Source organism: Pseudomonas sp. R62 (assembly GCF_000257605.1).
GTDB classification, from domain to species: domain Bacteria; phylum Pseudomonadota; class Gammaproteobacteria; order Pseudomonadales; family Pseudomonadaceae; genus Aquipseudomonas; species Aquipseudomonas atacamensis.
In genome coordinates this window covers 2,193,855-2,205,964 of record NZ_JH635998.1, presented here as the reverse complement: position 1 = coordinate 2,205,964, position 12,110 = coordinate 2,193,855, and the positions used below count along the sequence as shown (strand labels likewise).

The following is a 12,110-nucleotide window of genomic DNA, read 5'->3' as shown; positions in this document are numbered from 1 at the left end:
CCGCGCCCAGGATGTACGCCGCGTCGCGAAGCAACTGAAGGAAAAAGACCACGAAGCCTACCGCCTGCATCGCACGGTCAGCCGCCCGTGGGGCACGTACACCGTTCTGGAAGAAGGCCCGCGCTTCAAGATCAAGCGCATCGTGGTCAAACCCGGTGGCAAGCTGTCTTTGCAGATGCACCATCACCGCAACGAGCACTGGGTGGTGGTCGAAGGCATGGCCAAGGTCACCAACAACGGTTCCGGCACGACTCTGGTCGCCAAGAACGAATCGACGTTCATTGCTGCCGGCCACAAGCATCGCCTGGAGAACCCCGGAGTGATCGACCTGGTCATCATTGAAGTGCAAAGCGGCGAATATCTGGGCGAGGACGATATCGTTCGCTTCGAAGATCAATACGGCAGGACGGTCTGAATGCTGCTTTCCCTGTACCGCTCGCTGCACAACTACCGTGGATTCATCCTCGGCAGCGTGCAGCGCGAGTTTCAAGCGCGTTATCGCAACTCGCTGTTCGGCGCGCTATGGCCGATCTTCAATCCGCTGTCGATGATCATCGTTTACACGGTGATCTTTTCCCAGATCATGCGCGCACGTTTACCGGGTGTGGACGACAGCATGGCCTACAGTGTCTACCTGTGCGCTGGTCTGCTGGCCTGGGGACTGTTTTCCGAAATCACCCTGCGCAGCCAGAACATGTTTCTGGAAAACGCCAACCTGCTGAAGAAAATCAGCTTCCCGAGGATCTGCCTGCCGGTGATCGTGCTAATCAACGCCGGGATCAATTTCGCCATCATCATCAGCCTGTTTCTCGGATTTCTGCTGGTCACCGGGCGCTGGCCGGGGATGGCTCTGCTGGCGCTGATTCCGCTGATTGCTGTGCAAATGATGTTCTGCGCCGGGCTGGGCATGGTCCTTGGCGTATTGAACGTATTCTTTCGCGATGTCGGCCAGTTGTTCGGCATCTGCCTGCAGTTCTGGTTCTGGCTGACACCGATCGTCTACCCGATCACGATCCTGCCGGAATGGGTGCAGCGCCTGCTGCAACTCAACCCGCTGACCAACCTGTTCAGCAGTTATCAGAACCTGTTTCTCTACGGTCAGTGGCCGGTATGGAGTTCGCTGCTGCCGGTTTTCATTACCGGCGTGGTGTTCTGTCTGATCGGTCTGCGACTGTTTCGCCAGCGCGTCGGCGAAATGGTGGATGAACTCTGATGGGATATATTCGCGTCACCGGCCTGGGCAAGGCCTATAAGCAATACCCAAACCGCTGGGCACGGCTGGCTGAGTGGCTGATTCCGTTTTCGCCGATCCGCCATCAACAGCACTGGGTGCTGCAAGATGTCGAATTCGAGATTGCTCCGGGTGAAGCGGTGGGTATCGTCGGCGCCAACGGTGCAGGCAAAAGCACCTTGCTGAAAATGATCACCGGCACCACTCAACCCACCCAAGGCAAGATTGAATTGCAAGGGCGCGTCGCAGCCCTGCTGGAGCTGGGCATGGGTTTCCATCCGGACTTTACCGGTCGGCAGAACGCAATCATGGCCGGTCAGTTGTTGGGCATGCAGCTTGAAGAAATCCAGGCCCTGATGCCCGATATCGAGCGTTTTGCCGAAATCGGCGAAGCCATCGATCACCCGGTGCGCACTTACTCGAGCGGCATGCAGATGCGCCTGGCGTTCAGCGTCGCCACGGCTCGGCGCCCGGACATCCTGATCGTCGACGAAGCACTGTCGGTGGGCGACGCCTATTTTCAGCACAAGAGCTTCGAACGCATCCGCAGCTTTCGTAAATCCGGCACGACGTTATTGATCGTGTCCCATGATCGTTTCGCGATTCAGTCGATTTGCGACTCGGCGATCCTGCTCAAGGACGGGCGCGTGGCCATGCGCGACAAACCGGAGCCGGTTCTGGATTATTACAACGCGCTGATGGCCGAACGGGAGGGTCAGGTCGTACGCCAGGAAACGCTCGCCGGCGGCGAGGTGCAAACGGTTTCCGGCACCGGCGAGGCGGCGATTCTCGGCGTACGCCTGCTCGATGAAAACCAGCGCAGCATTGACGCTGTCGAAGTCGGCCAACCGGTGGTGCTAGAAGTGCAGGTCGAGGTACGCGAGGACATCGAACGCCTGGTGCTGGGCTTTATCCTCAAGGATCGACTGGGCCAGATGATGTACGGCATCAACACCCACCGGCTGAACAAGGCATTGACCGATCTGCGCGCCGGTGAACGCTTCACTTATCGCTTCGCCTTCATCATGGGCCTGGGCAAAGGCAACTATTCGGTGTCCCTTAGCCTGTCGCGTCTGGACTCGCACCTGGATCGCAATTTCGAGTGGCGTGACTACGCACTGGTGTTCCACGTGATCAACAACCCACGGGAGGATTTCGTCGGTTGTGCCTGGCTCGACGCAAAAACCACCATTACCCGTGAAACCGAGGCCCGGCCTGTCGAGCGTGCGCCATGACCCGCCTCTTGGTTGAATGCACTCACGTATTCAAACACCCCAAGGTCAATTCGGGGATTCAGCGCGTGGTGCGCAACGTCATCAAGCAGCTGCCCGCCAGCGCTGACGGCGTTGAGTGCATGCCGGTGGTGGTGATCAATCGCCAGCTCTACCGCGTGCTGCAACTGGCGCCTCTCGATACACCGTTCTGGAACAGCCTGGAAACCTTCGGTGAACGCCTGGAGCGCCTCGCCCATCGTTTCTGGCAGTGGCATCAGCGCCGCGATGCGCTATGCACTTCGAAACTGGCGCGGCGGCTCCTTTATGTCAGCTATCGGTTGACCCAGTTTGCCGTGCTCGGCCTGCCGATTCGGCTCGTCAGACGGATCAACCGCAGGCAGCTGCTTCAACGTTGCTCGCCGCTTCAACACCATCAGGGCGATCAACTGGTGCTGCTGGATTCATCCTGGCACTCGGACTTTTTCGCCCATGTCGAGCAGCTCAAACGCGACGGCGTCGGCATGATCGCGGTGATCTACGACCTGATTCCGCTGACGCATCCGCAGTTTTACGACACGCGTCTGGTCGAAGTTTTCAATGAGTGGTTCGACTGGATTACCCGCACGGCCGACGGCTACATGGCAATTTCCGCCACGGTGCGTGATCAGGTGCGTGGTGAATTGCAACGCAGAATCGGTGCCGAGCAGACTGAAAAGCGCTGGTTCGATTACTTTTATCTGGGGTCCGAGCTCGACCTGCATCACGGCACGGCAACGATCGAACCACGCCTCAAGGATCTGTTCGCTGCATCCGGCCCGGTATTTCTGATGGTCAGCACCATCGAGCCGCGCAAGAACCATGGGTACCTGCTCGACGCCTTCGAACGCGCCTGGGCTGCCGGCTCGACGGCACGCCTGTGCATCGCCGGACGTATCGGCTGGAAATGCGACGCGCTGCTCGAGCGAATCCACAATCATCCGGAACTGAATCGGCGCCTGTTCATGTTCAATGACCTGAGCGACACCAGCCTGGAATACGCATACACGCAGGCCAGCGCGCTGGTCTTCCCCTCGTTCGTTGAAGGCTTCGGCCTGCCGCTGGTGGAAGCCATGCAGCGCGGTTTGCCGGCAATGGGCAGCGACATCGCGGTATTCCGCGAAATCGGTGGCCAGTTCATGGCGTATTTCGATCTGCTGGATCCACAAAGCCTTGCCGATCTGATCGAAACCTATCAGCGCAGCGGACAGTTTCCCGCCGCCCGCGACGTCGCTGACTGGCGCTGGATCGGCTGGCGCGAGGCCAGTGAGCAGTTGGCGACACGCAGCCTTGCCCATGTTCAGCAGGCCCCGCGCGTGCAAGCGAGGCCGCATGCGCATTGCTCTTAACGCCCGCATCCTGCAAGCACCGCGCACCGGCATTGGCCACTACGTCGCCGAACTGGTCAACGCCTTGCGCAGCGAACCCGATGTGGACGTAAGCCTGTTTCACGGATGGGGCTGGAGTTCGGCCCTGCCGGCCGCAGCCATGCCCGGCTACTCGCGCATGACGCCATTGCTGCGGAAAATTCCCGGGGCCTATCAGGCGCGCCGCTGGCTGGAGCAGAAACGTTTTGATCAGGGGCGTGCACAAGGGCTCGATCTTTATCACGAGCCGAGCCTGTGGCCCCTGGCCTTCGACGGCCCGACCGTGATCACCCTGCATGATCTGACGCACCTGCATTTTCCAGAAACCCAGCCACCAGCACGTTTGAGGGAAATCGAACGTCGTCTGGCCGCCGGCGTGGAGCAGGCGCGGGTCATTCTGACCGATTCGCAGGCGATCGCTGACGAGGCGCAAACCTATTTCAACCTCCCTGCACAGCGATTCGTGGTGGCGCCGTTGGGTGTGGCCGAACGCTTCCATCCTCGGCCACTTGAGGAAATCGACAGTGTGCTCAAGGCTCACGCCGTCCAGGCGCGGGAATATTTCCTCTGTGTCGGCACCCTGGAGCCACGCAAGAACCTGAGCCTGGCGTTGCAGGCCCACGCCATGCTGCCAGACGCTGTGCGCCAGCGCTTTCCCTTGTTGATCGCGGGCATGGCCGGTTGGCAGCGCGAGCAGTTCAGCGAGCCACTGCGCCAGGCATTGGCGAGCGGCCACGTGTGCCTGCTCGGCTATCTGCCCGATGAGCAATTGGCCCAACTGTTGGCCGGCGCCCGGGCGCTGATATTTCCATCATTGTATGAAGGCTTTGGCTTGCCGGTGCTGGAAGCCATGGCCAGTGGCACGCCGGTGGTGACCACCCGTTCTTCGGCGATGCCGGAAGTGGCCGGTGCGGCTGGCAACTATATTGAAGCGGACGATGCCGAGGGCGTGCGCGATGCAATGAGCCGTCTGCTTGACGACTCGCAGCATTGGCAGGCCTGCCGCGAAGCAGGATTGCAGCAGGCGCGGCTTTTTTCCTGGCAACGTTGTGCACAGGCTACGGCCGGTGCCTATCGCCAGGCCATGGGAGGTTGAATGCGCGTTCTTCATTTCTTCAAGACGTACCTGCCCGATTCGGTCGGCGGCATCGAACAAGTCATCTTTCAGTTGTGCGAAAGCGGCGCCCAGCATGGCATCGATGGGCAAGTGCTGACCCTCAGCACCAATCCGACGCCGCCTGTGGTGCAACTGGGCCAGCACGAAGTACATCGGGCGAAGCTGGATATTCAGTTCGCCTCGACCGGTTTTTCCTGGAGCGTGTTCAAGCAGTTCCGTGAGCTGGCCGCCGAAGCCGACGTGATCAACTATCACTTCCCGTGGCCATTCATGGACCTGGTGCATTTCGCCAGCGCCGTGAACAAGCCGAGCGTGGTCACCTATCACTCGGACATCATTCGCCAGAAGCATCTGCTCAAGCTCTATCGGCCACTGATGAATCGCTTCCTCGCCAGCGCCGACCGCATCGTTGCTGCATCGCCGAACTATCTGCACACCAGCGATGTGCTGCAGCAGTTTCAGGACAAGACCCGCGTTATCCCCTACGGCCTGAATAAAGCAGGTTATCCACAGCCTGATACCGAACGCATGAACCGCTGGCGCCAAGAGCTTGGGGATAAGTTCTTTCTGTTCGTCGGGGTGATGCGTTATTACAAGGGGCTGCACATCCTGCTCGATGCGCTCAAAGACATCGATTATCCCGTGGTGATCGTCGGTGCCGGTCCGCTGGAGCAGGAACTGCATGCACAGGCCGCCGCGCTGGGCCTGCGCAATATTCACTTTCTCGGCCGACTGAGTGACGAGGACAAAGTGGCGTTGCTGCAATTGAGTTACGCGATCGTATTTCCTTCGCACCTGCGCTCCGAGGCTTTCGGGATTTCGCTGCTCGAAGGCGCGATGTACGGCAAACCGATGATCTCCAGCGAAATCGGCACCGGCACCAGTTTCATCAATATCCACAACGAAACCGGACTGGTGGTGCCACCGAGCAATCCACAGGCCTTTCGTGAAGCCATGCGTACGCTTTGGGAAAACCCTGAGCGTGCTGCCGAGATGGGGGTCAAAGCGGAAGCGCGCTATCGGCAGTTGTTCACCGCCGATGAGATGGGTCGCAAGTGGACAGAGCTGTATCAGGAACTGCTGGCTGAAAAGGCTCTGTCCTACGCTTGAGTGGAGATCACGCGGTTTTCTGCAACCCTGCCACCGTACGCGGCATCGCGACAAAACCCGGCAACGCTTCGATCCGTGCCAGCCAGGCGCGAACATTGGCGTAGTCATCCAGCGAGACATTGCCCTCCGGCGCGTGAGCAACGTAGCTGTAGGCAGACACGTCAGCGATGGTCGGCTCTTCGCCCGCCAGATACGCTGTTTTGCCCAACTCCAGCTCCATGACCTTGAGCAGGTTGTGCGCACGGCCAATGACTTCCTCGGCATTCAGTTGCGCACCAAACACCGTGATCAGGCGTGCCGCCGCCGGGCCAAAGGCAATCGGTCCCGCCGCTGCCGACAGCCAGCGCTGCACATGCGCTGCGCCCACCGGGTCGGCCGGCAGCCAGCGTCCGTTGCCGTATTTCTGCGCCAGATAAACCAGAATCGCGTTGGAATCGGCCAGCACCACGCCGTTGTCATCAATCGCTGGCACTTGGCCAAAGCTGTTGATCGCCAGGTACTGCGGCTGCTTGTGCTCACCTTTGGCCAGATCGACGAAGATCAGCTCGGTCGGCAGTTGCAGCAGCGACAGCATCAACTCGACGCGGTGCGCGTGACCGGAACGGGGAAAGTTGTAGAGTTTGATCGCTTGCATGGTCGACTCCGCTGGAAAGTGACGTCGCTACGGGGATGAGCGCGCCGATGGAGTCATCATCCATGGGTTGCCGGAACAACAGAATAACCACCCACTGCAATCGATTATTTCATCTCGTGCAATAACGCCGCTGCGTTCAAGGCCGGATGCTCGCGCAGCGCCTTCACGGCGAAGTCGACAAAACTGCGGATCCGCGCCGGCGCCTTGCGCCCGCCTTGATACACCACATGGATCGGCAACGGCGGCAATTCAAACTCGGCGAGGACGATTTCCAACTCCCCCGCCGCGACTTTGTCCGCCACTTGATAGGACAGCACTCGCGTCAGGCCCAGGCCTTTGCGCGCAGCGGTGATCGCCGACTGATTGGCCGTGACGGTCAGGCGCGGTTCGGTGCGCACACTGAGTGCTTCACCGCCGTCGAGAAACGGCCAGTTGCGTTGCTGACCGATCGCCGACGTCGCCACCACCGGCAGCCCGGCCAAGGCCTGCGGATGCTCCGGGCGGCCATGTTCAGCCAGAAACCCCGGCGAAGCGCAGATTACCCGCCGCACTTCCCCGACGCGAATCGCATGCTGATTGCTGTCCGGCAGCTCACCGATGCGCACCGCGACATCAATGCCCTCCTCGACCATGTTGACGACCCGGTCCAGCAACAGCGCATTGATCGACACATCAGGGTAGCGACAGAGGTAATCGGCCATGACCGGAGTGACGAACAGATCGCCAAACAGCACCGGCGCAGTAATCGTCAACTGCCCGCGCGGCAAGGCATGGCTGCCTGCCGCCGAATCCTCGGCCTCCTGCACCTCGGCAAGAATCCGCCGGCAGTCATCGCAGTAACGTTGCCCGGCTTCAGTCAGATGCACAGTGCGCGTGGTACGCACCAGCAACTGCGTACCGATATGCTGCTCCAGCGCCGCCACCGCCCGGGTGACGCTCGCCGCCGACAGACCCAGACGCCGCGACGCCGCCGAAAAGCCTTGCTCCTGGGCGACAACAACGAAGATCTGCATTTCCTGAAAGCGGTCCATCGAATTCCTCCGGGCGGATACGACAATCGCAGCCGAGGCTGCGATTGTGGGAGCTTGGATCAACGGTGGATAACTTATTCCACGGTGACCGATTTCGCCAGGTTGCGCGGTTGATCAACGTCGGTGCCCTTGAGCACGGCGACGTAGTACGACAACAGTTGCAACGGGATCGTATAAAGGATCGGCGAGAGAATGTCGTGGATGTGCGGCATTTGCACCACGTGGGTACCTTCGCCGTTGGTCATCGCAGCCTTCTCATCCGCGAACACGATCAACTCGCCGCCGCGAGCGCGGACTTCCTGCAGGTTGGATTTGAGCTTTTCCAGCAGCTCGTTGTTCGGCGCGACAGTGACCACCGGCATGTCGTTATCCACAAGTGCCAGCGGGCCGTGCTTGAGCTCGCCGGCCGGGTAGGCCTCGGCGTGGATGTAGGAGATTTCCTTGAGTTTCAATGCACCTTCCATCGCGACCGGGAATTGCGCGCCACGGCCGAGGAACAGGGTGTGGTTTTTCTCGGCGAACAGCTCGGCGATTTTTTCCACGGTGCTGTCCATCGCCAGCGCTTCGCCGAGACGGGTCGGCAGGCGACGCAGTTCTTCGACGAGTGTGGCTTCGACGCCATTAGCCAGAGTGCCGCGCACCTGACCCAGCGACAGGGTCAGCAGCAACAGGCCGACCAGTTGCGTGGTAAAGGCTTTGGTCGAGGCCACGCCGATTTCGCGACCGGCCTGGGTCAACAGGGTCAGGTCGGATTCACGCACCAGCGAGCTGATGCCGACGTTGCAGATCGCCAGGCTGGCGAGGAAGCCCAGCTCCTTGGCATTGCGCAGGGCCGCGAGGGTGTCAGCGGTCTCGCCGGACTGCGAAATGGTCACGAACAGCGTGTCCGGCTGCACCACCACTTTGCGATAACGGAATTCGCTGGCGACTTCGACCTGACACGGAATACCGGCCAGTTCTTCGAGCCAGTAACGCGCGACCATGCCGGCGTGATAACTGGTGCCGCAGGCGACAATCTGCACATTGCGCACTTTGGCAAACAGCTCGGCAGCTTGTGGACCGAAGGCCTCAACCAGCACCTGATTGTTGCCCAGGCGACCTTCGAGGGTGCGTTGTACCACCGCCGGTTGTTCGTGGATTTCCTTGAGCATGTAGTGGCGGAACTCGCCCTTGTCGGCGGCTTCGGCACCGTCGGTGTACTGCACGGTCTGGCGCTCGACAGCGTTGCCGTTTACGTCCCAGATCTGCACGCTGTCGCGACGGATTTCAGCGATATCGCCTTCTTCCAAATACATGAAGCGGTCAGTGACCTGACGCAGAGCCAACTGGTCGGAAGCGAGGAAACTCTCGCCCAGGCCCAGGCCGATCACCAATGGACTGCCACTGCGCGCGGCGACCAGACGATCCGGTTGCTGTGCGTTGATCACTGCCAGACCGTAGGCGCCATGCAGCTCCTTGACGGTCGCTTTGAGCGCGGCAGTCAGGTCCGGTTGTTCCTTGAGCTTGTGGGTCAGCAGGTGCGCGATGACTTCGGTGTCGGTGTCCGAGCTGAACGCATAGCCCAGCGCTTTCAGCTGTTCGCGCAGAGCTTCGTGGTTCTCGATGATGCCGTTGTGCACCACCGCAATGTCACCGGAAAAATGCGGGTGGGCATTGCGCTCGCACGGCGCGCCATGGGTAGCCCAACGGGTGTGGGCGATACCGAGGCGCCCGGCCAGCGGCTGTTCGGCCAGCGCGGTTTCCAGTTCGCTGACCTTGCCTGGACGGCGCATGCGTTCCAGGGTCTGGTCGTTGGTATAAACCGCCACACCGGCGCTGTCATAGCCGCGGTATTCGAGGCGCTTCAGGCCTTCGAGAAGGATGGCGGTGATATTACGTTCAGCTACTGCGCCGACAATGCCACACATGGTTATTTCTCCTGACTGACAGCCGCACAGATCAAAGTGATCCCACGGGCCTGAAGCTGATCGCGTGCCTCGACAGACAGGCGATCATCGGTAATGAGGGTATGGATGCTGCTCCAGGGCAGCTCCAGGTTGGGAATCTTGCGACCGATCTTGTCGGCCTCGACCATGACGATGACTTCGCGCGCAACGTCGGCCATCACCCGGCTGAGGCCGAGCAGTTCATTGAAGGTGGTGGTGCCGCGCACCAGATCGATACCGTCAGCGCCGATGAACAGTTGATCGAAGTCGTAAGAGCGTAGTACCTGCTCGGCGACCTGGCCCTGAAAGGATTCCGAGTGCGGATCCCAAGTGCCGCCGGTCATCAGCAGCACCGGCTCGTGTTCCAGTTCGCTCAAGGCATTGGCGACATGCAGCGAGTTGGTCATCACCACCAGACCCGGTTGCTGGCCCAGTTCGGGAATCATCGCGGCGGTGGTGCTGCCACTGTCGATGATGATGCGCGCGTGCTCGCGGATGCGTTTGACCGCCGCGCGGGCGATCGCCTGCTTGTACTTGGAAATACTCTGCGCCGTTTCTGCGACCAGCTCTTGCGGCATGGTGATCGCCCCGCCGTAACGACGCAGCAACAGACCATGGGTTTCCAGCGCCGCGAGATCCTTGCGAATCGTAACTTCGGAAGTTTCGAAACGCTTGGCCAGCTCGTCGACACTGACTTCGCCCTGCTCATTGAGCAAGGCGAGAATGTTATGGCGACGTTGAGGAGTATTGCGCTTGGACATGGCAGCTTAAGTTTCGATTCGAAAGATAACGCAAGCAATGAAACTCTATCGAAAGGTTGCCGTCAAGACGCGGGGAGAAAAATTCAGAAAGATTGAAATGCCTGTGGGAGCGAGTCCGCTCGCGAAAGGGCAGTCTCAGCCACTGAAGACGTGACTGACAGACCGCATTCGCGAGCAGGCTCGCTCCCACAGGAGGTTGTGGATAAATCAGGATTTCTTGATTTTTTCCGGGCGCTTCCAGCCGTCAATGTTCTTCTGACGGGCTCGGCCAACCGCAAGCTGAGCGTTATCCACATTTTGCGTAATGGTAGAGCCAGCTGCAGTGGTTGCACCGTTGGAGATATCCACAGGGGCGACCAGCGAGTTGTTGGAGCCGATGAACACGTCAGCGCCCAGGACGGTTTTCCACTTGTTGGCGCCATCGTAATTGCAGGTGATGGTGCCGGCGCCGATGTTGGTGCGTGCGCCGATCTCGGCATCGCCCAGATAGGTCAGGTGGCCAGCCTTGGCACCTTCGCCCATGTGAGCATTTTTCAGCTCAACGAAGTTACCGACATGGGCGCGCGCTTCGAGCACAGTGCCCGGGCGCAAACGCGCGAAGGGACCGGCGTCGCTGCCTTCACCGAGAATGGCACCTTCGATATGACTGTTGGCCTTGATTACCACGCCTTTGCGCAGGGTACTGTCCTTGATCACGCAGTTCGGGCCGATCTGTACGTCGTCTTCAATGATCACCTTGCCTTCCAGGATCACGTTGATGTCGATCAGCACATCGCGGCCTACGCTGACTTCGCCACGCACATCGAAACGCGCCGGGTCACGCAGGGTCACGCCCTGAGCCATCAGGCGACGGCCGGCGCGCAACTGGTAATGACGCTCCAGTTCAGAGAGCTGCTTGCGATCATTGGCGCCCTGCACTTCCATCGGGTCGTGCGGTTGTTCGGTAGCCACGACCAAACCATCGCTGACCGCCATTTCGATCACGTCGGTGAGGTAGTACTCGCCCTGCGCATTGTTGTTCGACAGGCGACTCATCCAGTCCGCCAGACGATCGGCCGGCACAGCGAGGATGCCGGTGTTGCCTTCGGTGATCGCACGTTGCGCTTCGCTGGCGTCTTTGTGCTCGACGATTGCCGCAACCTTGCCGTCAGCATCACGCACGATGCGGCCGTAACCGGTCGGGTCGTCCAGCTCAACAGTGAGCAAACCCATCTGGCCCGGCACGACATGCTTGAGCAGACGTTGCAGGGTTTCGACTTCAATCAGCGGCACATCGCCGTAAAGAATCAGCACAGTGTCGGCATCAATGAATGGCACCGCCTGGGCGGTGGCATGGCCAGTGCCCAGTTGCTTGTCCTGCAACACGAAATTCAGGTCATCAGCTGCCAGACGCTCACGCACCACATCGGCACCGTGACCGATCACCACGTGAATGCGCTGTGGATCAAGTTGCCGAGCGCTGTGGATAACATGGCCGAGCATGGAGTTGCCGGCAATCGGGTGCAGCACTTTGGGCAGCGCCGAGCGCATGCGAGTGCCTTGACCGGCCGCGAGGATAACGATTTCGAGAGACATGACTGGCTACCAATCCTGGGTGGTCAGCAACTGCGACCGGTTTGTGGGAATTCGGAAAAGAAAAAAGGGTAGCCGAGGCTACCCTTTTTTATCAATCGCACAATAAGCG

At 60.0% G+C, this 12,110-nt stretch carries 10 protein-coding genes and 1 pseudogene; 6 read left to right on the top strand and 5 right to left on the bottom strand.

Features of this window, described 5'->3' with window-relative positions; genetic code table 11:
- From OQK_RS31180 to OQK_RS10910, 6 genes and pseudogenes are all read left to right on the top strand, one after another.
- Window positions 1–415, top strand: a pseudogene (locus OQK_RS31180) (cupin domain-containing protein); the annotation flags it as partial.
- Entirely contained in the window at window positions 416–1,213 is a 798-nt protein-coding gene (locus OQK_RS10930; protein WP_016772417.1) for an ABC transporter permease, read from the top strand.
- On the top strand, window positions 1,213–2,466 hold the full coding sequence (locus OQK_RS10925; protein WP_016772416.1) for an ABC transporter ATP-binding protein: 1,254 nt from the start codon (window positions 1,213–1,215) through the stop codon (window positions 2,464–2,466). The genes OQK_RS10930 and OQK_RS10925 overlap by 1 nt, the downstream gene beginning before the upstream one ends.
- Window positions 2,463–3,830, top strand: a complete 1,368-nt coding sequence (locus OQK_RS10920) for a glycosyltransferase family 4 protein (protein ID WP_016772415.1) — start codon at window positions 2,463–2,465, stop codon at window positions 3,828–3,830. Before OQK_RS10925 ends, OQK_RS10920 begins: the two co-directional genes overlap by 4 nt.
- A complete protein-coding gene (locus OQK_RS10915) occupies window positions 3,814–4,944 on the top strand; it encodes a glycosyltransferase family 4 protein (RefSeq protein ID WP_016772414.1) in 1,131 nt (376 codons plus the stop codon). Before OQK_RS10920 ends, OQK_RS10915 begins: the two co-directional genes overlap by 17 nt.
- Window positions 4,945–6,075: a glycosyltransferase family 4 protein gene (locus OQK_RS10910; RefSeq protein WP_016772413.1), complete on the top strand. Its 1,131-nt coding sequence runs from the start codon at window positions 4,945–4,947 to the stop codon at window positions 6,073–6,075.
- A 7-nt stretch (window positions 6,076–6,082) separates the two neighbouring features.
- On the opposite strand, the gene OQK_RS10905 is transcribed toward OQK_RS10910, so the two are convergent.
- The 5 genes from OQK_RS10905 to glmU all read right to left on the bottom strand — a co-directional run bounded on the left by OQK_RS10905 (window position 6,083) and on the right by glmU (window position 12,001).
- Entirely contained in the window at window positions 6,083–6,709 is a 627-nt protein-coding gene (locus OQK_RS10905) for a glutathione S-transferase family protein (RefSeq protein WP_016772412.1), read from the bottom strand.
- A gap of 104 nt (window positions 6,710–6,813) precedes the next feature.
- The gene (locus tag OQK_RS10900; RefSeq protein WP_016772411.1) at window positions 6,814–7,740 is read right to left on the bottom strand and encodes a LysR family transcriptional regulator; all 927 of its coding nucleotides are present in this window, start codon (window positions 7,738–7,740) and stop codon (window positions 6,814–6,816) included.
- 74 nt (window positions 7,741–7,814) lie between these two features.
- Window positions 7,815–9,647, bottom strand: a complete 1,833-nt coding sequence (gene glmS, locus OQK_RS10895) for a glutamine--fructose-6-phosphate transaminase (isomerizing) (protein ID WP_016772410.1) — start codon at window positions 9,645–9,647, stop codon at window positions 7,815–7,817.
- A 2-nt stretch (window positions 9,648–9,649) separates the two neighbouring features.
- Window positions 9,650–10,426 carry a DeoR/GlpR family DNA-binding transcription regulator gene (locus OQK_RS10890; RefSeq protein WP_016772409.1) on the bottom strand — a complete coding sequence of 259 codons (777 nt, stop codon included), beginning with the start codon at window positions 10,424–10,426 and terminating at the stop codon, window positions 9,650–9,652.
- Window positions 10,427–10,633: 207 nt separating this feature from the next.
- Complete coding sequence (gene glmU, locus OQK_RS10885) at window positions 10,634–12,001, bottom strand: bifunctional UDP-N-acetylglucosamine diphosphorylase/glucosamine-1-phosphate N-acetyltransferase GlmU (RefSeq protein ID WP_016772408.1); 1,368 nt, start codon at window positions 11,999–12,001, stop codon at window positions 10,634–10,636.
- Window positions 12,002–12,110: the final 109 nt, after the last annotated feature.

Bases quoted from the DNA above. Each gene is read 5' to 3' on its own strand.
- OQK_RS10930 (WP_016772417.1), top strand. From the start codon at position 416: ATGCTGCTTTCCCTGTACCGCTCGCTGCACAACTACCGTGGATTCATC.
- OQK_RS10925 (WP_016772416.1), top strand. From the start codon at position 1,213: ATGGGATATATTCGCGTCACCGGCCTGGGCAAGGCCTATAAGCAATAC.
- OQK_RS10920 (WP_016772415.1), top strand. From the start codon at position 2,463: ATGACCCGCCTCTTGGTTGAATGCACTCACGTATTCAAACACCCCAAG.
- OQK_RS10915 (WP_016772414.1), top strand. From the start codon at position 3,814: ATGCGCATTGCTCTTAACGCCCGCATCCTGCAAGCACCGCGCACCGGC.
- OQK_RS10910 (WP_016772413.1), top strand. From the start codon at position 4,945: ATGCGCGTTCTTCATTTCTTCAAGACGTACCTGCCCGATTCGGTCGGC.
- OQK_RS10905 (WP_016772412.1), bottom strand. From the start codon at position 6,709: ATGCAAGCGATCAAACTCTACAACTTTCCCCGTTCCGGTCACGCGCAC.
- OQK_RS10900 (WP_016772411.1), bottom strand. From the start codon at position 7,740: ATGGACCGCTTTCAGGAAATGCAGATCTTCGTTGTTGTCGCCCAGGAG.
- glmS (WP_016772410.1), bottom strand. From the start codon at position 9,647: ATGTGTGGCATTGTCGGCGCAGTAGCTGAACGTAATATCACCGCCATC.
- OQK_RS10890 (WP_016772409.1), bottom strand. From the start codon at position 10,426: ATGTCCAAGCGCAATACTCCTCAACGTCGCCATAACATTCTCGCCTTG.
- glmU (WP_016772408.1), bottom strand. From the start codon at position 12,001: ATGTCTCTCGAAATCGTTATCCTCGCGGCCGGTCAAGGCACTCGCATG.